Annotated in this window: 15 protein-coding genes and 1 pseudogene; 4 read left to right on the forward strand and 12 right to left on the reverse strand. The window is 72.2% G+C overall.

The features are described 5' to 3' along the window. Positions 1-138: 138 nt before the first annotated feature. Entirely contained in the window at positions 139-495 is a 357-nt protein-coding gene (locus GU5_RS0103265; protein WP_010524152.1) for a holo-ACP synthase, read from the reverse strand. Between the two features lie 107 nt (positions 496-602). Next, entirely contained in the window at positions 603-2,474 is a 1,872-nt protein-coding gene (gene glmS / locus GU5_RS0103270) for a glutamine--fructose-6-phosphate transaminase (isomerizing) (protein WP_010524153.1), read from the reverse strand. Positions 2,475-2,497: 23 nt separating this feature from the next. Here glmS and coaA point away from each other — a divergent pair, with 23 nt between their 5' ends. Together coaA and GU5_RS13805 are read left to right on the forward strand one after the other, a co-directional pair. Next, positions 2,498-3,565: a type I pantothenate kinase gene (gene coaA / locus GU5_RS0103275; protein WP_010524154.1), complete on the forward strand. Its 1,068-nt coding sequence runs from the start codon at positions 2,498-2,500 to the stop codon at positions 3,563-3,565. 88 nt (positions 3,566-3,653) lie between these two features. Next, on the forward strand, positions 3,654-4,592 hold the full coding sequence (locus tag GU5_RS13805; protein ID WP_010524155.1) for a M15 family metallopeptidase: 939 nt from the start codon (positions 3,654-3,656) through the stop codon (positions 4,590-4,592). 85 nt (positions 4,593-4,677) lie between these two features. Here GU5_RS13805 and GU5_RS0103285 read toward each other — a convergent pair whose 3' ends face one another. After that, complete coding sequence (locus GU5_RS0103285) at positions 4,678-6,063, reverse strand: CapA family protein (protein ID WP_139084299.1); 1,386 nt, start codon at positions 6,061-6,063, stop codon at positions 4,678-4,680. A 130-nt stretch (positions 6,064-6,193) separates the two neighbouring features. Here GU5_RS0103285 and mscL point away from each other — a divergent pair, with 130 nt between their 5' ends. Next, complete coding sequence (gene mscL, locus GU5_RS0103290) at positions 6,194-6,643, forward strand: large conductance mechanosensitive channel protein MscL (protein WP_010524157.1); 450 nt, start codon at positions 6,194-6,196, stop codon at positions 6,641-6,643. A gap of 4 nt (positions 6,644-6,647) precedes the next feature. Here mscL and glmM read toward each other — a convergent pair whose 3' ends face one another. The 7 genes from glmM to GU5_RS13810 form a co-directional block, all read right to left on the reverse strand. Next, complete coding sequence (gene glmM, locus GU5_RS0103295; protein WP_010524158.1) at positions 6,648-7,997, reverse strand: phosphoglucosamine mutase; 1,350 nt, start codon at positions 7,995-7,997, stop codon at positions 6,648-6,650. A 193-nt stretch (positions 7,998-8,190) separates the two neighbouring features. Continuing rightward, on the reverse strand, positions 8,191-8,694 hold the full coding sequence (gene rpsI, locus GU5_RS0103300; protein ID WP_010524159.1) for a 30S ribosomal protein S9: 504 nt from the start codon (positions 8,692-8,694) through the stop codon (positions 8,191-8,193). Positions 8,695-8,733: 39 nt separating this feature from the next. Continuing rightward, positions 8,734-9,177, reverse strand: coding sequence for a 50S ribosomal protein L13 (gene rplM, locus GU5_RS0103305; RefSeq protein ID WP_010524161.1), 444 nt, complete (start codon positions 9,175-9,177; stop codon positions 8,734-8,736). Between the two features lie 372 nt (positions 9,178-9,549). After that, on the reverse strand, positions 9,550-10,740 hold the full coding sequence (locus GU5_RS0103310) for a mannitol-1-phosphate 5-dehydrogenase (protein ID WP_050806578.1): 1,191 nt from the start codon (positions 10,738-10,740) through the stop codon (positions 9,550-9,552). 32 nt (positions 10,741-10,772) lie between these two features. Next, on the reverse strand, positions 10,773-12,851 hold the full coding sequence (locus GU5_RS0103315) for a PTS mannitol transporter subunit IICBA (protein WP_010524163.1): 2,079 nt from the start codon (positions 12,849-12,851) through the stop codon (positions 10,773-10,775). A gap of 132 nt (positions 12,852-12,983) precedes the next feature. Continuing rightward, positions 12,984-14,648 (reverse strand): phosphoenolpyruvate--protein phosphotransferase, encoded by a 1,665-nt coding sequence (ptsP, locus tag GU5_RS0103320; protein ID WP_010524164.1) that lies wholly within the window; start codon positions 14,646-14,648, stop codon positions 12,984-12,986. 72 nt (positions 14,649-14,720) lie between these two features. Continuing rightward, on the reverse strand, positions 14,721-15,107 hold the full coding sequence (locus tag GU5_RS13810; protein ID WP_010524165.1) for a PTS sugar transporter subunit IIB: 387 nt from the start codon (positions 15,105-15,107) through the stop codon (positions 14,721-14,723). 210 nt (positions 15,108-15,317) lie between these two features. Here GU5_RS13810 and GU5_RS0103335 point away from each other — a divergent pair, with 210 nt between their 5' ends. Beyond that, positions 15,318-17,234 carry a transcription antiterminator gene (locus GU5_RS0103335; RefSeq protein WP_029513978.1) on the forward strand — a complete coding sequence of 639 codons (1,917 nt, stop codon included), beginning with the start codon at positions 15,318-15,320 and terminating at the stop codon, positions 17,232-17,234. Positions 17,235-17,370: 136 nt separating this feature from the next. On the opposite strand, the gene GU5_RS0103340 is transcribed toward GU5_RS0103335, so the two are convergent. Together GU5_RS0103340 and truA are read right to left on the reverse strand one after the other, a co-directional pair. Next, positions 17,371-18,801, reverse strand: a complete 1,431-nt coding sequence (locus GU5_RS0103340) for a sugar porter family MFS transporter (RefSeq protein ID WP_010524167.1) — start codon at positions 18,799-18,801, stop codon at positions 17,371-17,373. A 260-nt stretch (positions 18,802-19,061) separates the two neighbouring features. Next, positions 19,062-19,972 (reverse strand): annotated as a pseudogene (truA, locus tag GU5_RS15800) (tRNA pseudouridine(38-40) synthase TruA). Positions 19,973-20,011 lie beyond the last annotated feature (39 nt).

A 20,011-nucleotide genomic window follows, 5' to 3' on the forward strand; every position in this document is an offset into this window, starting at 1 on the left:
GCACCTCGGCGCGCCGGGGCTCCCCGCCGGCTCCACCGGCCGCTCCGCCGGGCGCGGTCGGCGCGGGAGCGGGCGTCGGCCGCGGCCTCGACGCCGTCGTGCGCGTCGCGGGCCTGCGCCTCATCGGCATGCTCATGGTCAGCTCCTCCCCTCGGCGACCACCATCGCGGTCGCGACGTCGCCGTCGTGCGACAGCGACAGATGCCAGCGTGCGACGCCGCGCCGCTCGGCGACGGCGCCCACCGTGTCGGTGACGGCCACGCGCGGCGCCCCGGAGTCGTCGACGACGACCTCGCAGTGCTGCCAGGACATCCCCGCGGGGGCTCCCAGCGCCTTGGCCACGGCCTCCTTGGCCGCGAAGCGTGCGGCCAGCGAGCGCACCGGCAGCCGTCGCTCGGCGTCGGTGAACAGTCTCTCGCGCAGCCCGGGCGCGCGGTCCAGCTGGCCGCCGAAGCGGCTGACCTCGACGACGTCGACGCCGATCCCGATGATCACGTGCGATCCTCCCTCGACATGGTCGTCGGGCGCGCTCACCCGACATCCGCTCCCGCACGGCGACGCCCGGGCTTCGGCACACGGCCCGCAGGCGGGCCGCGGGCCGATCACTCGACGGTGACGGACTTGGCCAGGTTGCGCGGCTGATCGACGTCGTAGCCCTTCTCCGTGGCCAGCGCGCAGGCGAAGATCTGCAGCGGCACGGTGGTCAGCAGCGGCATCAGCAGCGGCTGGGTCTCGGGCACCCGGAAGACCGCCTCGGAGAAGTCCTCGACCGCCGCGTCGCCGTCTTCGGCGACGGTGATCGTCTTCGCCCCGCGGGCGCGGACCTCCTGGATGTTGGAGACCACCTTGGAGTGCAGCGAGTCGCGGCCCCGCGGCGACGGGACGACGACGAAGACCGGCTGACCGTCGTCGATCAGCGCGATGGGTCCATGCTTCAGCTCGCCGGCGGCGAAGCCCTCGGCGTGGATGTAGGCCAGCTCCTTGAGCTTCAGCGCGCCCTCCATCGCCACCGGGTAGCCGACGTGACGGCCCAGGAACAGCACCGACGGGGTCTCGGCCATGTCCTGGGCGAGCTGCTTGACCTGCCCCGAGGTGTCCAGGATCTCCTGGATCTTGCCGGGGATCTTGTGCAGGTCGGCGAGGATGTCGGTGATCTGGCCCTGGAAGAGCTGGCCGCGCAGCTGCGCCAGATACAGGCCCAGCAGGTAGGAGGCGGCGATCATCGCCAGGAAGGCCTTGGTGGAGGCCACCGCGATCTCCGGGCCGGCGTGCAGGTAGAGCACCGCGTCGGACTCGCGCGGGATGGTCGAGCCGTTGGTGTTGCAGATGGCCAGCGTCTTGGCCCCCTGCTCCTTGGCGTAGCGCACGGCCATGAGGGTGTCCATGGTCTCGCCGGACTGTGAGATGGAGACGACCAGCGTCGTCTCGTCGATGATCGGGTCGCGGTAGCGGAACTCGTGGGCGAGCTCGACCTCCACCGGCACCCGGGTCCAGTGCTCGATGGCGTACTTGGCCACCGTGCCGGCGTAGGCGGCGGTGCCGCAGGCCAGCACGATGATCTTCTGCACGGTCTTCAGGTCCTCGGCCTCGATGCGCATCTCGTCCAGGACCAGCCGGCCGTCGGCGTCGGTGCGGCCCAGCAGGGTGTCCTCCACCGCCTTGGGCTGCTCGTTGATCTCCTTCTCCATGAAGGTGTCGTAGCCGCCCTTCTCGGCGGCCGCGGCGTCCCAGTCGACGGTGAAGCGCCGACCCTCGGCGGGCCGGCCGTCGAAGCCGATGATCTGCAGCTCCTCGCTGGTGATCGTCACGATCTGGTCCTGCGCGAGCTCCACGGCCTCGCGGGTGAAGTCGATGAATCCCGAGACGTCGGAGCCGAGGAAGTTCTCGCCCTCGCCCAGGCCGACCACCAGCGGCGAGTTGCGGCGGGCGGCGACGACGCGGTCGGGCTGGTCGGCGTGGACGGCGAGCAGGGTGAAGGCGCCCTCGAGCCGGCCGCAGGCCAGGCGCATCGCCTCAGTCAGGTCCCCGGCGGCGTCGCCGGCGAAGTGCGTGCCGATGAGCTGGGCGGCGACCTCGGTGTCGGTCTGCGAGGTGAAGCTGATGCCGTCGGCGGCCAGGCCGGCCTTCAGCTCGGCGAAGTTCTCGATGATGCCGTTGTGGATGACGGCGAGCTTGCCGTCGTCGCCCAGGTGGGGGTGGGCGTTCTGGTCGTTCGGCCCGCCGTGGGTGGCCCAGCGGGTGTGGCCGATGCCGACCAGGGACTCCGCGACCGGGCTGGCCGCGATCTCGCCCTCCAGATTGACGAGCTTGCCGGCCTTCTTGCGGGTCTCCACGCTGCCGTCGGAGACGGTCGCGACGCCCGCCGAGTCGTATCCTCGGTACTCCAATCGGCGCAGCCCTTCGAGCAGGACGTCGAGCGCCGCATGGTCAGCAGTCTTCTCGGGGCGGCCGATGTAGCCGACGATTCCACACATGCCTCATAGCGTATCGTGTTCCCGTGTCTTCGCACCCGAACGACGATCCGCGCCCCGCGGCGCCGATCCCCAGCGAGCCGCACCCCACGGGACCGCTCCCCGCGGAGGTCGCCGGCACCGCCCCCTGGGCCGGCTCTCCGGCGCCCGGCGGCTCCGAGCACTACAGTCCGTTCGTCGAGCTGGCCCGCCGCGACTGGGCCCGGCTGGCCCACCGGCTGGAGCAGCCGCTGAACCAGGACGACGTCGACCGGCTCCGCGGCATCGGCGAGCACCTCTCGCTCGAGGAGGTCGCCCAGGTCTATCTGCCGCTCAGCCGCCTGCTGTCCATCTACGTCGAGTCGGCGGCCCATCTGCGCGCGGCCACCAACGACTTCCTCGGCGGGACCACCCGGCGGACGCCCTTCGTCATCGGCGTGGCCGGCTCGGTCGCCGTCGGCAAGTCCACCACTGCCCGCGTGCTGCAGGAGCTGCTGCGCCGCTGGCCGTCGACGCCGCGGGTGGAGCTGGTCACCACCGACGGCTTCCTGCACCCCAACGCCGAGCTGCGCCGACGCGGGCTGATGGAGCGCAAGGGCTTCCCAGAGGCCTATGACCGACGGAAGCTGCTGCGCATGGTCTCGGAGGTCAAGTCCGGCAAGCCCGAGGTCCGCGCCCCCTGGTACTCGCATCTGCACTACGACATCGTCCCGGACCGCGAGGTCGTCATCCGCAGCCCCGACGTGCTGATCGTCGAGGGGCTCAATGTCCTGCAGCCGGCCCGGGTCCGCGCCGACGGGACCACCGGGCTGGCGCTCAGCGACTTCTTCGACTTCTCGATCTACGTGGACGCCAACCCCGAGCACATCGAGCAGTGGTACGTGGACCGTTTCATGCGGTGGCGCCACGGGGCCTTCGCGAACCCGGAGAGCTACTTCCACCAGTACTCCTACCTCTCCGACGACGAGGCCGTGCAGCGGGCCACCGACATCTGGAACCGCATCAACGGACCCAACCTGCGCGAGAACATCCAGCCGACCCGCTCCCGGGCGCGGCTGGTGATGAGCAAGAGCCGCGACCACTCGGTCTCGAGGGTGCTGCTGCGCAAGGTATGAGGCGCACCGTCTGAGGCGCGCGCCCGGCCTCGGCCCCATGGTCTAGCCTGGGGCCTGCTGCACCCTGTTCGTCGACCCGGAGGCCGCTGTGGCCGCATCACCCTCGCCCGCCGTCCGCGCCCGCCGTCGCCTGGCGGTGACCCTGCTGGCCCTCGTGCTGGCGGCCGCGCTGGGCCTCGGCGCCTGGCGGCTGGTCGCCGGCGGGGTCGACGCCTCGCCGGATCCGGCCGCCGACTCCGGGACGGCCTCGGATGGGCCCTCCGACGGTTCCTCCGGAGCCTCCTCGTCCACGGCATCCTCCGGGTCCGCGGCGAGCGGCTCCGCCGGAGACTCACCGTCCGGATCCTCCTCGGCGTCGGCGAGCGCGGACGGGGACGACGCGGACGCCGACGAGGACGCCGCCGAGGACGCCGCCGAGGACGCCGTGAGCTCGGCCTCGCGGAATCCGGAGTCGAAGCATGTGCTGGTCAACCGGCGCAACCCCCTGCAGCCGCAGGACTATGAGCCCGAGGTCCGCGTCCTGGACGTCGAGATGGTCTACGCCGGCCAGGAGATGCGGCCGCAGGCCGCCGACGCGCTGGAGGAGCTCTTCGCCGCCGCGGAGCAGCAGGGCCACACGTTGCAGGTGACCACCGCATACCGCACCTACAGCCACCAGAAGGCGCTGTACGATCAGCGACTGGAGGCCTCGGGCCGCGAGGTCGCCGACGAGTACACCGCGCGGCCGGGCTACTCGGAGCACCAGACCGGCCTGGCCGTCGACGTCACCTCGAACCATGACTGCCAGCTGCAGGGCTGCTTCGGCGACACGGCGGAGGGGCGGTGGGTCGCCGAGCATGCCGCCGAGCACGGCTTCGTCATCCGCTACCCGGAGGGCGACGCCGACATCACCGGCTACTCCTACGAGCCCTGGCACCTTCGCTACGTCGGCGTCGAGACCGCCCGGGCGGTGCAGAGGGCCGGCGTGACGCTGGAGGAGTACTGGGGCGAGCCGGCCGCGGCCGAGTACCCCGACGCCGAGGGCTGAGCGGCTCGGACCGCCCCCGACGGCCCCTGCACGAAGGGCATCATCGCCGGCGTCCTCGCCCGGGCCCGCCTCGCGACCCCGCAGCTCAGGAGCGCGGCTCGACCACGGGCTCCGGCCCGGTCGGCTCGGGCGGGGCGGTGCGGTGGCGCCGCTCGCCCATCACCTCGACGATGCCGTCCAGTCGGGTGCGCACCCGCTCCTCGCTGAGCTGCAGCTGCTCCGGGACGCCGTCGGCGACGAGCTCGTCCAGCGGCCAGATGCCCCGATGCGATCCCTCATCATCGGGGCCGCGATCCACAGTCACCGGGGTCCAGTCCATGGCGGTGACCTGCGGATCGCCGTCCTCGGGCACGGAGATCGTCGTCAGCACCGCCGCGCCGGTGGCCGTCGCCTGCACGCAGCACTCCTCGTCCTGATTGGTCAGGAAGTTCCCCATCGACCAGACGGTCTGCATGCCCTCGCCGTCGGGACCGCCGTCGAGGACCTCGATCGGCTGCGGCGTGTGCGAGTGGCTGCCCAGCACGACGTCGATCTCGCCGCCGGCGGCCAGCGCCTCGCCGTAGGAGCGCTGCGCCGCCGTCGGGCTGTCGGTGTACTCCCGGCCCCAGTGCACCGAGGCGAGGACGATGTCGGCCCCGGCCTCGCGGGCGGCTCGGGCGCGGGCGGTCAGCTCCTCGGGCGAGGACTCGTCGAGCGCCCAGCCGCGCCCCTCAGGCAGCTCATGGGCCCCGTTGCGGAGGCGCGTGGCGGAGAGATGCGCCACAGTGACCTCCTGCCCGCCGCGTTCGAGCGTGTAGATCTGCGGAGCCCCGGCCTCCTCGGCGCTGCGGGCCGTGCCCGCATGGCCCAGCCCCTGCTCGTCGAAGACCTCCAGCGTGCGCTCGAGCCCGGCGATCCCCTGGTCCATGGAGTGGTTCGTGGCCGTGCTGCAGCCGTCGAAGCCGAGGTCGGCGAGGTCGGCGACCAGGGAGGCCGGGGCGCCGAAGACCGGGTAGCCGATCGGCTCCTGACCCCGCGGGGCCACCGGGGCCTCCATGCCGCAGAGCGCCAGATCCGCGCCGGAGACCCAGTCCTCCATGCCGGCCATCATCGGGGTGAAGTCGTATCCGTCGTCACCGTCGTCACCGTCGTCGCCGTCCTGCGCCGTGGCCAGGACGTTGCCGTGGGGCAGCACGTCCCCGGCGGCGAAGAGCGTGAACTGCTCCGCGGCCTGCCCCGACTCGGGGCTCGAGGCAGAGTCCGAGGCCGGCGCCGACGAGGCTCCGCCCGAGGAGGACGGGCTCGAGTCCTGATCCGACGGCGAGCTCGACGACGGCGCCGCATCCGACGCCCCCTCCCCCGAGCCGCCCTCCGGAGCCGCCGCACAGGAGCTCAGCACCAGGAGCCCGGCGAGCAGACCCGCGCACGCCGCCGGCACGGAGACGGGTCGAGTCGAGGAGGTGTGGGCAGGGAGGGCGACGCGGGCGACCATGGATCGAGCGTAGGCCATGGCGCCGGACCGGTGCATCGACCCGACCGACGAGTCCCCGGCAGGTATGGCGACGGGGGCTGTGCCGTGGTTCCGGGGCCCGCGGGCGCTGCTCGGCGGCTAGCATCGGAGGATGCTCACCGGATTCAGAGATTTCATCATGAAGGGGAACGTCGTCGACCTCGCAGTCGCCGTCATCATCGGAGCCGCCTTCGGCACCGTGGTCACGGCCCTCGTCGAGCACGTGCTGATGCCGCTGATCTCGGCGCTCGTGGGCTCGCCGAGCTTCGACGAGTTCGCCGTCGTCGAGATCGACGGCAACCTGCTGCAGTTCGGGATGCTGCTGACGGCGCTGGTGAACTTCCTGCTGGTCGCCGCGGCCGTCTACGTCGCCGTGGTGCTGCCGATGACCAGATACCGCGAGGCGCGCGAGCGACGACTGGGCCTCGCGGCCGCGGACGACACGGCGGATGCGGACCCGAATCTCCAGGTGCTCCATGAGATCCGCGACCTGCTCGCCGAGCAGCGCGACGCCGGCACCACCGACGCCGACGCCTCAGGAGCCTCCGGCGACCGGTCCTGACGCCTCAGAGCGCGAGCTCGGCGCGCACCACCTCGGCCAGCGACTCTGACTCGGCACGGGCGATCTCCGCAGTGGTGGCCTCGACCATCACGCGGACCACCGGTTCGGTCCCCGAGGGACGCAGCAGCACGCGGCCGGCCTCGCCGAGTCGGCCCTCGACATCGGCGACGGCGCTCTGGACCACATCGTGGGACTTCACCCGAGCCTTGTCCACGTCTTTGACGTTGACCAGCACCTGCGGCAGGCGGGTCATCGCCGCATCGGCGAGCTCGCGCAGGGACGACCCGGTGGAGGCGACGCGGGCGGCCAGCTGCAGACCGGTGAGCACTCCGTCGCCGGTGGTGGCGTGCTCGGAGAGGATCAGGTGCCCGGACTGTTCTCCGCCGAGCGAGTACCCGCCGGCGCGCATGGCCTCCAGCACGTAGCGGTCGCCGACGGCGGCCTCGACGATCTGCACTCCGGCAGCCTGCATGCCGAGCTTCAGGCCCAGGTTGCTCATCACCGTGACGACGAGCGTGTCGTCGGCCAGCCGGCCCTCCGCCTTCAGCTTGGCGGCCAGGATGCCCATGATCTCGTCGCCGTCGACCACGGCGCCGGCGTGGTCCACCGCCAGGCAGCGGTCGGCGTCGCCGTCGTGGGCGATGCCCAGGTCCGCGCCGTGGCTGACCACCGCCTCCTGGAGGTTCTCCAGATGGGTCGAGCCGAAGCCGTCGTTGATGTTGAGGCCGTCGGGATCGGCGCCGATCACCACGACCTCCGCGCCCGCGTCGGTGAAGACCTGCGGCGAGCAGCCGCTGGCGGCGCCGTGCGCGCAGTCCAGCACGATCTTCAGTCCGTCGAGCCGGGTGCCGTCCAGAGCGCCGAGCAGATGGACCAGGTAGCGGTCCTCGGCGTCGGCGAATCGCCGCACGCGGCCGACGTCGCCGCCGGTGGGCCGCGGCGGGTCCTGCGCCATGTGCTCCTCGATGGCCATCTCTGCGGCGTCGTCGAGCTTCTGCCCGCCGCGGGCGAGGAACTTGATGCCGTTGTCCTCGGCCGGATTGTGGGACGCCGAGATCATCACGCCGAAATCGGCGTCGATGTCGGCGACCAGGAAGGCGGCGGCCGGAGTCGGCAGCACGCCGGCGTCGTGGACGTCCACTCCGGAGCTGGCCAGTCCGGCCTCGACGGCGGCGGCGAGATAGTCGCCGCTGATGCGCGGGTCGCGGGCGACGACGGCGAGCGGGCGGCGCCCCTCGGGGACGTCGGCGCCGAGGACCGCGGCCGCCGCCTGGGAGAGTCTGAGGGTGAGCTCGGCGGTGAGCAGCTCGTTGGCCACCCCGCGCACTCCGTCGGTTCCGAAGAGTCGTGCCATGGAGATCAAGTCTAGCTCCGACCGAGGGCCGGCGCCGCGCACGGCGCGGGGGCGGCGAGGCGGCGGGATCGCCGAGCCGGCAACGACTCGCCGTGCGGCTCCTCTTCCCGGCAGACGCACGAAGGCCCCGAGGACCGGAGTCCTCGGGGCCTTCGTCGATCCGCACGGCGAAGCCGTGTGGAGGATGCGATGATCAGCGCTTGGAGTACTGCGGGGCCTTGCGGGCCTTCTTGAGACCGGCCTTCTTGCGCTCGACGGCGCGGTCGTCGCGGGACAGGAAGCCGGCCTTCTTCAGCGCCGGACGATTGTGGTCCCGGTCGATCTCGTTGAGCGCGCGGGCCACGCCCAGGCGCATCGCGCCGGACTGGCCGGAGGGGCCGCCGCCGTCGATGCGGGCGATGACGTCGTAGGCGCCCTCGAGACCCAGCAGGGTGAAGGGGTCGTTGACCTCCTGCTGGTGCAGCTTGTTCGGGAAGTAGTCCTCCAGGCTGCGGCCGTTGATGGTCCACTGGCCGGTGCCGGGCACCAGGCGGACGCGGGCGCGAGCCCGCTTGCGACGGCCGACGGCGGCGCCGCCGATGGTCAGCGGGGCGCGCTCGGTCTCGCCGGCGGTCTCCTCGGCGGCGGGGCCGGTGGACTCCGAGGTGTACTGCGACAGACCCTCGGCTTCGTTCAGCTCTTCAGTGTTCTGAGCCACGGTTCTCCTTGAAAATGTTTCGTGATCGGGTGGCCAGGACTACTGAGCGACCTGGGAGATCTCGTACGGCTTCGGCTTCTGCGCCGCATGCGGGTGCTCCGAGCCGGCGTAGACGTGCAGCTTCTTCAGCTGAGTCGCGCCGAGCTTGTTGTGGGGCACCATGCCCTTGACGGCCTGCTCGACCGCGCGGGTGGGGTGGCGCTCCATCATCTGCTCGAAGTTCGCCGAACGGATGCCGCCCGGGAAGCCGGAGTGCCGCCAGTAGGTCTTCTTGGAGGCCTTGTCCCCGGTGACGGCGACCTTGTCGGCGTTGATGATGATGACGTGATCGCCCATGTCCTGGTGGGGGACGAAGGTCGGCTTGTGCTTGCCGCGCAGCAGGGCGGCGGTCTGGCTGGCGAGACGACCCAGCACGACGTCAGTGGCGTCGATGATGTGCCACTGGGCGTCGGCGTCGCCAGGCTTGGGGGTGTACGTACGCACGGTGATGATGCCTTCGGTCGGTGTTCTACGGTTCAGCTCGCCGGACGCCCGATGGTGTGAGAGACACCGCGCGTCGGCGACTGTTTCTTCGCGAGTGCGCCGTCCGGCTTCTCGGGTGAGGACCGAGAAGATGCCGGGCCCGTGGTTTCCCCTGCCGCTCGTGGAGGCATCCGGCCATGCAACTGAGCCGCCTCGACACGAGTCCCCGCGGGGGTGGACACGCACAACAGGAATAGAGTATAGCCGTTCGGACCGGGCGGGGCAAAGAATGCCCTGCGCCCCGCTCCGCCCCTCCTCGGGATGACTCCGTGGGAGATGTGGGAATACGCGCACTTTCCCACATCTCCCACGGAGTCATCCAAGGGATGGTCGTCAGCCCCGGTGGCGGGCCATCAGCTCCTGCACCCGCGGCGCCAGCGGATGCTCGGCCTCCAGCCCGGTGATCCGGGCGACCAGCTCCGCCGACGTCAGCTCGGCGAGCATCCGCGCCAGCTCCGCGGCCTGCTCGTCGTCGGCGTCGCGGAAGGCCAGTGCGGCGTCGACGACGGCGAGCAGCCCGTCGACCGACAGCCCGCGCTCGGCGGCCGCGGCCGCCGGGCCGATGAGCCGCTCGTGCCGGGAGAGCTTGCGCAGCGGCTGGCGACCGACGCGGCCGACGGTGTCCGGCAGACCGGGGTTGGCGAAGCGCCGCAGGATGGTGGCGCGGTAGTCGGCCAGCTCGGCCTCGCTGAAGCCGTGCTCGGCCTGCAGCACCGCCGAGGTCTCCTGCAGCGCCGCGGCGACGCCGGCGGCGACCCGCGCGTCGGCCAGCGCCTCGGCCACCGTGCCGAGACCCGCGCGCGCACCCAGGTACGCCGCCGCCGCGTGGCCGGTGTTCACCGTGAACAGCTTGCGCTCGATGTAGGGGCCCAGCGCCTCGACGAAGTGCGCACCGGGCAGCTGCGGCGGCCGTTCGCCGAAGGGCCCGCGCTCGATGGCCCACTCGTAGAACGGCTCGACCGTGACGTCCAGCCCGGCGCCGTCGGGCTGGACGGGCACGATGCGATCGACGGCGGTATTGGCGAAGACGGCCTTCGCCGCGAGCTCCTCCCAGTCCGCGCCGGCCTCGGCCGCCGCGGTCACCATGTGCTCGCGCAGCGTGTCCGTGGCGCCGATGGCGTTCTCGCAGGCCATGATCTGCAGCGGCTCCGCCGAGGCGTCGCGCCGACGCAGCCCCTCCACCAGATGCGGGGCGATGAAGCGCAGCACCGTCGGGCCGACGGCGGTGGTCGCCACGGCGGCGACGGCGAGCTCCTCCGCGACGGCCTCCGGGTCCTGCGCGGAGTTCACCGCGCGGAATCCGGAGACCTCGCGGTCCACGCCTCCGTCGCCGACCTCGTGGACGGTGTAGGAGCCCGCCCCGGCCAGCGCGTCGACCAGCCCGGCGGCGACGTCGGAGAAGACGACCTCGTAGCCGCCCTCGTGGAGCAGCATCCCGACGAAGCCGCGTCCGATGTTGCCGGCGCCGAAGTGCACCGCCGTGCCGGAGGCCGGGGCGTTCCCGGTGTCCGCCGGCACGGGCATGGTGTCAGTCGCATCAGTCATGATCGCGCTCCTCAGCTCTGCTCGATCGACGAGAGCAGCTCGTGCAGCTCCCGCTCGGTGGTCGCGGCCTTCAGCTGCTCGACGGTCTCGGTCTTGGAGAAGAGCTTCGCGATCCGCGAGAGGATCTGCAGGTGCTCGTCCCCGACGCCGGCGATGCCGATGACGAAGGTCGCCTGCTGGCCTCCCCAGTCGACGCCGCCGTCGTAGCGGGCCACGGACAGGGCCGAGGCCTTGACCGCGTCCTTCGCGTCGCCGGTGCCGTGCGGGATGGCCAGTTCATTGCCCATGAAGGTCGAGACGGTCTCCTCGCGGGCCTGCATCGCCGCCAGGTAGTCCTCGGTGACCGCACCGGCGGAGACCAGGACGTCGGCGGCCTCGGCCATCGCCTCCTGCTGGGTGGCCGAGCCGGAGTGGATGCGCACCCGGTCGAGGGTGAGGACCTCGCCGGCGTCGTCCTGGGCCGGGGCCCCGGCGGACGCGCCGGCGTCCTGAGCCGGCTCGGACTGCTCCGCCTCATCGGCCGGACTCGCACCAGCCGGCTCGGTGCCGCCCTCCTGCGCGGACTGCCGGACCATCTCGACGACCTCGTCGTACTCGGGCGCGTCCATGAAGCTGTCCACCGAGACGTGGACGGCCTCGGGCTCCTGACCCTTGGCCCGGTCGGTGAGCCGCTGCTGGGTGATGACCAGGTCGGTGTCGCCCGGCAGGGCGGACACCGCCTTGTTGGTCACCGAGACGCCCTCGATGCCGGCGTCCTTGATCTTGGTGCGCAGCACCGAGGCTCCCATGGCGGAGGAGCCCATGCCGGCGTCGCAGGCGAAGATGATCCGCTCGATCTTCTTCTGCGCGACGACGGTCCCGCCGGAGGCCTGCGCGGCGAGGCCCGAGAGCGCGGCCGAGGACTTGCCCTTGGCGGATTCGGTCTTCGCCACCGCCGAGGAGAAGGCGTCCTCGCTCGCCAGGTCCTTCTTCCGGCCGGCGAGCAGGATCAGCGCGGCGATCGCGAAGCTGACCGCGGCCGAGAGGATGACCGACAGCACGACGCCGACGTAGCTGTCCGAGGCCGTCTGGATCAGGACGGCGATGATCGAGCCGGGCGCGGCCGGAGCACGCAGGCCCGAGTCGAAGAGGGCGTTGGTCGCCACGCCGGTGGCGCCGCCGCCGATGACGGCGAGCAGAAGGGCCGGCTTCATCAGCACGTAGGGGAAGTAGACCTCGTGGATGCCGCCGACGAACTGGATCAGGGCCGCACCGGGGGCGGTGGCCCGAGCGGCGCCGACGCCGAAGAAGGAGAAGGCCAGCAGCACGCCGAGGCCGGGACCGGGGTTGGCCTCGAGCAGGAAGAGGATGGACTTGCCGGCCTCCCCGGAGGATGCATCGATGCCCAGCGGGGTCAGGACGCCGTGGTTGATGGCGTTGTTGAGGAAGAAGACCTTGGCCGGCTCGATGATGAGCGAGGTCAGCGGCAGCAGGCCGGTGTCGACCAGGTAGCCGACGGCCGCGCCGAGCACGTCCATGATCCAGTTGATGATCGGGGCCAGCCCGAAGAAGCCGACGACGGCCATCACGAAGCCGAGGACGCCGGCCGAGAACATGTTGACCAGCATCTCGAAGCCGGCCCTGATACGCCCCTCGAGGGCGCCGTCGAGCGTCTTCATGAGCCAGGCGGCCAGCGGGCCCATGATCATCGCGCCGATGAACATGTGGATCTGCCCGATGTCGTCGGCACCCTCCGGCTGCGCGGCATTGACCAGGTCGATCAGGTGGTCGGATCCGACGATGACGCCGAAGGTGGCCGTCGCGCCGACGACCGCCCCGCGCATCTCGTGGATCATCCTGCCGCCCTGCACCGCGATGAGGATGGGCAGCAGGTAGTGGATCATCGGGCCGACGATCGTCGAGAAGGCGTCGATGGGTCCCCAGCCGTCGGTGAACTCATCGACGTTCACCACCACGGCGGTGACGATGCCCCAGGCGATGAGCGCGGGGATGATGGGCATGATCATGCCCGAGAGGAAGGAGCCGAGTTTCTGGATGCCGACGCGCAGCCCTCCCAGGGCCGAGCCGCGTTCGGTCGTCGTCGTGGTCATCGTCGACCTTTCGTGTCAGTGCGAGTCAGAGGTGGTGGGTGGGAGCGGCGTCGGTCCTGCCCGGGGCGGGACAGGACGCCGGCGGAGCGGGGAGGAACGGACTCCCCGCCCCGAGGGCGCGACCGAGCAGGATCAGCCCTGCGCGGCCTCGCGGGCGACCTGATGGGCCGCGGCGCGGGCGCCGGCGGCGTCCTCGGCCACCAGCGCAGCCCGGGCGGCGGCGACTGCGGTCTCACGGGTGCGTCGGCCCAGCTCCAGGCGGACGTCGGCGAGCGCGGCCGGGGCCATCGACAGGCTGGTCGCGCCGAGCCCGACGAGCACCACGGCCAGCAGCGGGTCGGCGGCGGCCTCGCCGCAGACGCCCACCGGCGAGTCGGTGGCCGCTCCGGCCGAGCCGACCTCGCCGACCAGCCGGAGCACCGCCGGGTGCCACGGGTCCTGCAGGTCGGCGACGGATCCGAGCAGCCGGTCGGCGGCCATCGTGTACTGGGTCAGGTCGTTGGTCCCGATCGAGGCGAAGTCCGCGTGCCGCAGGATGGGCTCGGCCACCAACGCCGAGGACGGCACCTCGACCATCACCCCGGCAGTGCGCAGACCGTGCTCGTGGGCGATCGCGACGAACTGCTCGGCCTCGGCGACGGTGGAGACCATCGGCGCCATCACCCAGACGTCGGCCTCAGTCTCCGCCTCGGCCTCGGCCAGCGCGGTGAGCTGGTCGCGCAGGATCTGCTCGTGCGCCAGCAGCGCACGCAGCCCGCGGCGGCCCAGCGCTGGATTCTCCTCCTCCTCGGTGAGGAACGGCAGCGGCTTGTCCGCCCCGGCGTCGAGCGCCCGGACGACGACCTTCCTGCCGGCGAAGGCCTCCAGCAGCCGCCGGTAGGACTCCCGCTGGGTCGCGACGTCGGGCGCCTCGTCGGCGGAGAGGAAGAGGAACTCGGTGCGGAAGAGTCCCACGCCCTCGGCGCCGAGCTCGACGGCCTCGGCCGCGCCGTCGGGCGATCCGAGGTTGGCCAGCAGCGGGACCTCGGTGCCGTCGGCGAGCGCCCCGGGGGTCACCGGTGCCGCGACGGCGGCGGCGCGCTCGTCGATGCGGCGCTGGGCGTCGTCGAGCTGCTCGTCGGTGACCTCGGTGAGCACCGCCGAGTCGGCGGCGTCGACGATGACCGTCTCGCCGTCGCGCAGCTGGTCGGCCTCGACCGCGCCCACGACGGCGGTGATCGCCTTCTCGCGGGCGAGGATCGCGGTGTGCGAGGTCGGCCCGCCCTGGACGGTCACCACGGCGAGCACCTGGTCCATGTCCAGCAGCGCGGTGTCGGCCGGGGCGAGGTCCTCGGCGACGAGGACGAACGGGCGGCCCGGGGCCGGCACGCCCGGAGCCGGCAGTCCGCGCAGCCGGGCGATGACCCGCTGCGAGACGTCGGCGAGGTCGGCGGCGCGCTCAGCCATGTAGCCGCCCATGCCCTCCAGTGTGGCGCGGAACTCGGCGAAGGCGTCGTGGACGGCGAACTCGCCGGTCAGCCCCTTCTCCAGGCGGGCGGTCGCGGCCTTCTTCAGCGTGGGGTCCTTGGCCATCATGGCCTGGGCCTGCAGCACGTCGCGGGCGGAGCCGCCGGCGGCCTCGCCGCGGGCCTTCAGATCCTCGGCGACGGCGGCGACGGCCTCCTCGACCCGGGCGGTCTCCTGCTCGGCGGTGAGCGTGGACTGGTCCTCGGCGGGCGCCTCGGGAGCCGGCGCCATCCGGGCCACCGGCCCGTGCGCGACGCCCTGTCCGACGCCGATGCCCTCCAGGCGCGCCATCAGCGGACCACCTCCGCCGTCGTCGGGATCGCGGTCGCCTCGGCGCGCGCGGCGGGGCGCGGCGCCCGGGAGTCATGGGTGCGGATGATCACGGGGATCCTCCTGAGCAGAGTGATCGGCGTCAGCGATGTCGGCGGTGTCGGCGCCCGCCCGGACGGCGGCGAGCTCCCGGCGGGCCAGCTCGAGGGCGGCCGTCCCGTCGGGATCGCGGAAGACGCTCTCCGGCAGCACTGCCACGGCGGCGCCGACGAGCGCGGCGCAGCGGCGGATCTCCGGGGCGCGGGCCGTCAGCTGCGGCCCCAGGAGGACGACGTCGACGGCGTCGACGGCTCCGGGCAGCATCGCCTCGGTGCCGGCGGACGCGCGGAGATCCAGGCCCTCGGCCTCCGCGCCGCGGCGGATGCGCTGGGCGACGAACGTGCTGGACGCACCGGCGCCGCAGACCACCAGGATCTCCATCGATCGCTCACTCCTCCTCTTCCTCTCAGATTCTCCGCCCCGGCGATCTGGGTCACAACCAGGACAGTTTCCCCGGGGGCGGAAAACTGCGGGCCACATGCGCGTGATCCCTCGTCCATCTGCCGCTCACCGTGCGGTCACCCGCGCATCTGCCGGCCCCGGAACGACCGGCGGCGCGGGCGGTAGGGTGGAGGCCGTGGAGTGGAGCGCATGACCGGCCAGCGCCGAGAGAAGCTGATCAGCATCCTGCTGCACGGCGACGGCTGGATCACCGCCGCCGCACTGGCCGACCGGCTCGGGGTGACGCCGCGCAGCGTGCGCTCCTACATCGCCCGGATCAACGCCCGCGCCGCGCACGCCGGCCAGGGCGAGGCCGTGGAGTCCGGGCCGGCCGGCTACCGCGCCGACCGCGCCGTGCTGGCCACGCTGCGCGGCGGGCCGCGCGCCAGTCCGCGCGACCGGCTGCACCGGCTGGTGCGCGAGCTGCTCGACGCCGATCAGGGCCTCGACGTCTTCGTCGCCGCCGAGCGGCACCACGTCAGCGACGCCACCGTCGAGGCCGACCTCGCCCGCATCCGCAGTCTGCTCGAGGACACGGCGCTGCGTCTGCGCCGCAGCGGCTCCGTGGTCCGGCTCGACGGCGACGAGCTCTCCCGCCGTCGGCTGGTCTCCCGACTGGCCCACGACGAGATGGAGGAGGGCACCTTCGACGTCGGCGTGCTGCGCCGGGCCGCCGGACTGGAGACGGTCGACGACCGGGCCTTCGGTCCCTTCACCCAGGCCCTGGGCACAGAGCTGGCCGCGCTGGGCTACTACGTCAACGAGTTCGCCGCCGCCGACGTCGCGCTGCACATCGCCATCGCCGCCGACCGCGTCTCGCGCGGCCGGGCGCTGGAGACCACCCGCGGCGAGCCCGACGAGGACCAGCGGCGGCTCGCCGAGGTGCTGGACACGCTGTGCATCCGGCACTTCGACGTCGCCATGGGATCCGGCGATCTGCAGCACCTGACCTCGCTGGTGCTCACCCGCGTCGTCGCCCCGGGCGGCGCGGCCGAGGAACGCGTGCGTCTGGATCCGGCGGTCGAGGAGGCGGTGCGCACGGCGGTGACCCGCGCGGCGCACGGTTATCTGGTCGACATCGCCCACGAGGACTTCATCCGCCGGCTGACCCTGCACGTGCAGAACCTGGTGCTCCGCGCCCGCGAGCACGCGCCGTCGCGGAACCCGCTGACCCGATCGTTGAAGGCCGACTTCCCGATGGTCTTCCAGGTCGCGGTCTCCATCGCCAGCGACGTCGGCGAGCAGCTGGAGGTGACCATCCACGACGACGAGATCGCCTATATCGCCATGCACGTCGGCGGACGCCTGGAGCGCAGCCGGCAGGCCGAGACGGTGCTGACCGCGACGATCGTCTGCCCCGGCTACTACGAGCTGCACGAGCTGCTGCATTCGCGCATCGCCCGCTCGCTGGGACCCTCCATCGAGGTCACCGAGGTGCTCACCGGGGTGGACCCGGACTGGGAGGCGGTGGACACCGATCTGGTGCTGACCACCATCGAGCCGCCGCAGCCCGACGAACGGACCGTGCGGCTGCCGCCGTTCCTCTCCGAGGGAGATCTGGGGCGGATCTCCGCGGCGGCGGCCCGACGTCGGCGAAGCCTGCGCCTGGCCCGGCTGCGCGCGGAGCTGTCGCGGTATCTGAGCGAGGACGCCTTCATCCGCCCGCTCGTCGCCCGCGACGAGGAGGAGGCGATCCGCGCGCTGGCCGAGCCGCTGATCGCCCGCGAGGTCATCGACCAGCAGTACGTGGAGAACACCGTCGAGCGCGAGCGGCTCTCCTCCACCGCCTTCACCGAGACGCTGGCGGTGCCGCATGCGCTGCGGATGAGCGCCTCGCGGACCGCGATCTCCATCGGGATCGCCGACGGCTCGCTGCCCTGGGGCGACTCCCGGGTCCAGGTGGTCGCGCTGACGGCGTTCAGCGAGGAGGAGCGCGAGGCCTTCCAGACGGTCTTCGAACAGCTCGTGGAGGTCTTCAGCGAACGCGACAGCGTCACGCGGATCATCCGCCGCGGCGAGGACTTCGCCGGATTCCTGGACGAGCTCGCCGCGGTCATCGACGGCTGAGCACGGCGCCCGGAAGCCCGTCGTCGACGGCTCCGCCCGAACGACGACGGCTCCGGAGCTCCGGCCGGAACTCCGGTCGGGACCGGGGAGTTCGGACCGGAGCTCCGGAGCCGTCGTGGGATCAGGCTGGAACGGGTCAGTGCGCCCGCTCGTAGGCCCCCTCGGACATGTCCTCGAGCTCGCGGCCCTTGGTCTCCGGCACCCACTTGATCACGAAGATCAGCGAGAGCACCGCCGAGACCGCGTAGAAGCCGTAGGCGAAGACCAGCGAGAGGTCGGCCATGGCCGGGAAGATCGTCGAGATGACGAAGTTCGCCAGCCAGTTGGCCGCCGCCGAGACGCCCAGGGCGATCGCGCGGATGCGGTTGGGGAACATCTCGCCCAGCAGCACCCACATGAACGGGCCCCAGGTCGCGCCGAAGAAGAGCACGAAGACGTTGGCCGAGACCAGCGCGATCATGCCCCAGGCGCCGGGCAGCTCGAGCTCGCCGTCGACGGTGACCGCCTGGCTGAAGGCCACCGCCATCATGCCCAGGCCGACGGCCATGCCGGCCGAGCCCACCGCCAGCGGCATCCGCCGGCCGACCTTGTCGACGATCAGGATGCCGATCACCGTGGCGAGGATGTTCACCGACGTGGTGATCACCTGGATCAGGAAGGACTGGTCCTCGGTGAGGCCCACCGCCTGCCACAGGGTGTTGGAGTAGTAGAAGATCACGTTGATGCCGACGAACTGCTGGAAGATCGCCAGGCCGAGGCCGACCCAGAGGATCGGCATGATCTTTCCACCGACGACGAGGTCGCGGATCTTCTGCCGGGACTCGTGGTTGATGGTCCGGGAGATCTCGGCGATCTTCTCGCGGACCTGAGACTCCTCGGAGAGGCCGACGACCTCCCGCAGCACCTGGGCCGCGCGGCGGTCGTCGCCGCGGGAGACCAGGTAGCGCGGGGACTCCGGGATGGAGGTGGCCAGCAGGCCGTAGATCAGCGCCGGGGCGGCCTCGATGACGAACATCCACCGCCAGGCGTCCATGCCCAGCCACAGCTCGGCGTCGGAGCCGCCGGCGAGGTTGGCCACGAAGGCGTTGGAGACCGCCGCGGCGAAGATGCCGACCACGATGGCCAGCTGCCACAGCGAGCCGAGCCGGCCGCGGAGGTTGGTCGGGGCGACCTCAGCGATGTAGGCCGGGGCGATCACCGAGGCCATGCCCACGCCGACGCCGCCGAGCAGGCGCCAGGCGATGAGGTCCACCGGACCGACGGCGAGGCCGGAGCCGATCGCGGAGACGAAGAAGGCCGACGCGGCGATCAGCATCGCCCCGACGCGGCCGAGCCGGTCGGAGAGCGAGCCGCCGACCCAGGCACCGACCATGCAGCCGAGCAGGGCGGAGGAGACGGCGAAGCCGATCAGCCAGTCGGAGAGGCCGAAGGCGGATTGGATGGCCGAGACGGCGCCGTTGATGACGGCGGTGTCGAAGCCGAAGAGGAAGCCGCCGAACGCGGCCACCAGCACGACCCAGGCCACGGAGGTGGCCGCGAGGTCCTGAGAGCGGGAGTTGATGCTCATTCTGGTCGTGGTTCCTTCAGGTTGCGGGATGTCGAACGGAAGAGGCCCCGACGCCGGGAGGGGATCCGGCGACGAGACCGTCGGTCGTCGCTCTTCGTGAGAGCACCCGCACGAGTATGCGCCTCAGACGTGCTTCGCGCCACGCGCGCCTCCGGCGCATGACGCGCGCCTCGTGGGCCAGGTCACCGCCGGATCCCCGGGATGGCGCGGCACACACCGGACGAGAGGCTCCGCACCCCGATGGCGGACCGTGAGGAAAATCACCCCTGACCTGACGCGTCGTCGGGCGACGGCGCCCCGCGCAGCGCCCGCGTCCGATCGGCGCGGGCGGCCAGCTGGTCGTCGGGCGGGTAGCTCACCGCCTCCAGCACCAGGCCGTGCGGCGGGGCCAGGCGGACCTCGGCGTCCCAGCTGCCCCGGCCCAGCCGCTCGGCCAGCCATCCGGGCGCGCGGCGCCCCTCCCCCACCTCCAGGCAGGCGCCGACCAGTGCGCGGACCATGTGGTGGCAGAACGCGTCGGCGGTCAGCTCGGCGGTGATCACGCCGTCGGCGCCGCGGCGGATCCGGAAGTCCTGCAGCTCGCGGATCGTGGTGCCCGTCTCCCGCGGCCGGCAGAAGCTGGCGAAGTCGTGCAGTCCGGTGACCATGGCGGCCTCGGCGTCCATCAGCGTCGCGTCCAGCGCCCGGCGGTGCCAGGCGGTGTGCCCGCGGCCCAGCGGATCGCGATGCGCGTCGTCGTCGACGATCCGGTAGCTGTAGCTGCGGCTGAGCGCCGAGAAGCGCGCGTCGAAGGCCTGCGGGACGGCGCGGGCGGCACGGACGACGACGGCGCCCTCCTGACGGGCCAGCACTCCGGCGATCCGGCGCAGCAGCGCATCCTGCGGAGCGATGTCCCGCCCGCGGGAGAGTCCGGCCCATTCCTCCAGGCTGAGGTCGAAGTGCACCACCTGACCGCGGGCATGGACGCCGCTGTCGGTGCGCCCGGCGACGACGACCGGCACCTCGCGTCGGATGAGGGTGGCCAGCCCCTCGCGCAGCACCCCCTGACGGTGCGCAGCCCCGGCTGGGCGGCCCAGCCGTGGTAGGCCGCGCCGTCGTAGGCGAGGTCGAGACGGACGCGGACCGGCGTCTCGTTCTCCTGCGGGGCACTGGGGTCTGCGGCGGAGGACATGGCCTCCAGCCTATCGAGCACTCCCCCGGCCCGGTTCAC

It is taken from the genome of Nesterenkonia sp. F (assembly GCF_000220985.1).
GTDB lineage: Bacteria > Actinomycetota > Actinomycetes > Actinomycetales > Micrococcaceae > Nesterenkonia.

Bases quoted from the DNA above. Each gene is read 5' to 3' on its own strand.
- glmS (WP_010524153.1), bottom strand. From the start codon at position 2,474: ATGTGTGGAATCGTCGGCTACATCGGCCGCCCCGAGAAGACTGCTGAC.
- GU5_RS0103340 (WP_010524167.1), bottom strand. From the start codon at position 18,801: ATGAGCATCAACTCCCGCTCTCAGGACCTCGCGGCCACCTCCGTGGCC.
- glmM (WP_010524158.1), bottom strand. From the start codon at position 7,997: ATGGCACGACTCTTCGGAACCGACGGAGTGCGCGGGGTGGCCAACGAG.
- GU5_RS0103310 (WP_050806578.1), bottom strand. From the start codon at position 10,740: ATGCCCGTGCCGGCGGACACCGGGAACGCCCCGGCCTCCGGCACGGCG.
- GU5_RS0103285 (WP_139084299.1), bottom strand. From the start codon at position 6,063: ATGGTCGCCCGCGTCGCCCTCCCTGCCCACACCTCCTCGACTCGACCC.
- GU5_RS0103335 (WP_029513978.1), top strand. From the start codon at position 15,318: ATGACCGGCCAGCGCCGAGAGAAGCTGATCAGCATCCTGCTGCACGGC.
- GU5_RS13810 (WP_010524165.1), bottom strand. From the start codon at position 15,107: ATGGAGATCCTGGTGGTCTGCGGCGCCGGTGCGTCCAGCACGTTCGTC.
- ptsP (WP_010524164.1), bottom strand. From the start codon at position 14,648: ATGGCGCGCCTGGAGGGCATCGGCGTCGGACAGGGCGTCGCGCACGGG.
- GU5_RS0103315 (WP_010524163.1), bottom strand. From the start codon at position 12,851: ATGACCACGACGACGACCGAACGCGGCTCGGCCCTGGGAGGGCTGCGC.
- mscL (WP_010524157.1), top strand. From the start codon at position 6,194: ATGCTCACCGGATTCAGAGATTTCATCATGAAGGGGAACGTCGTCGAC.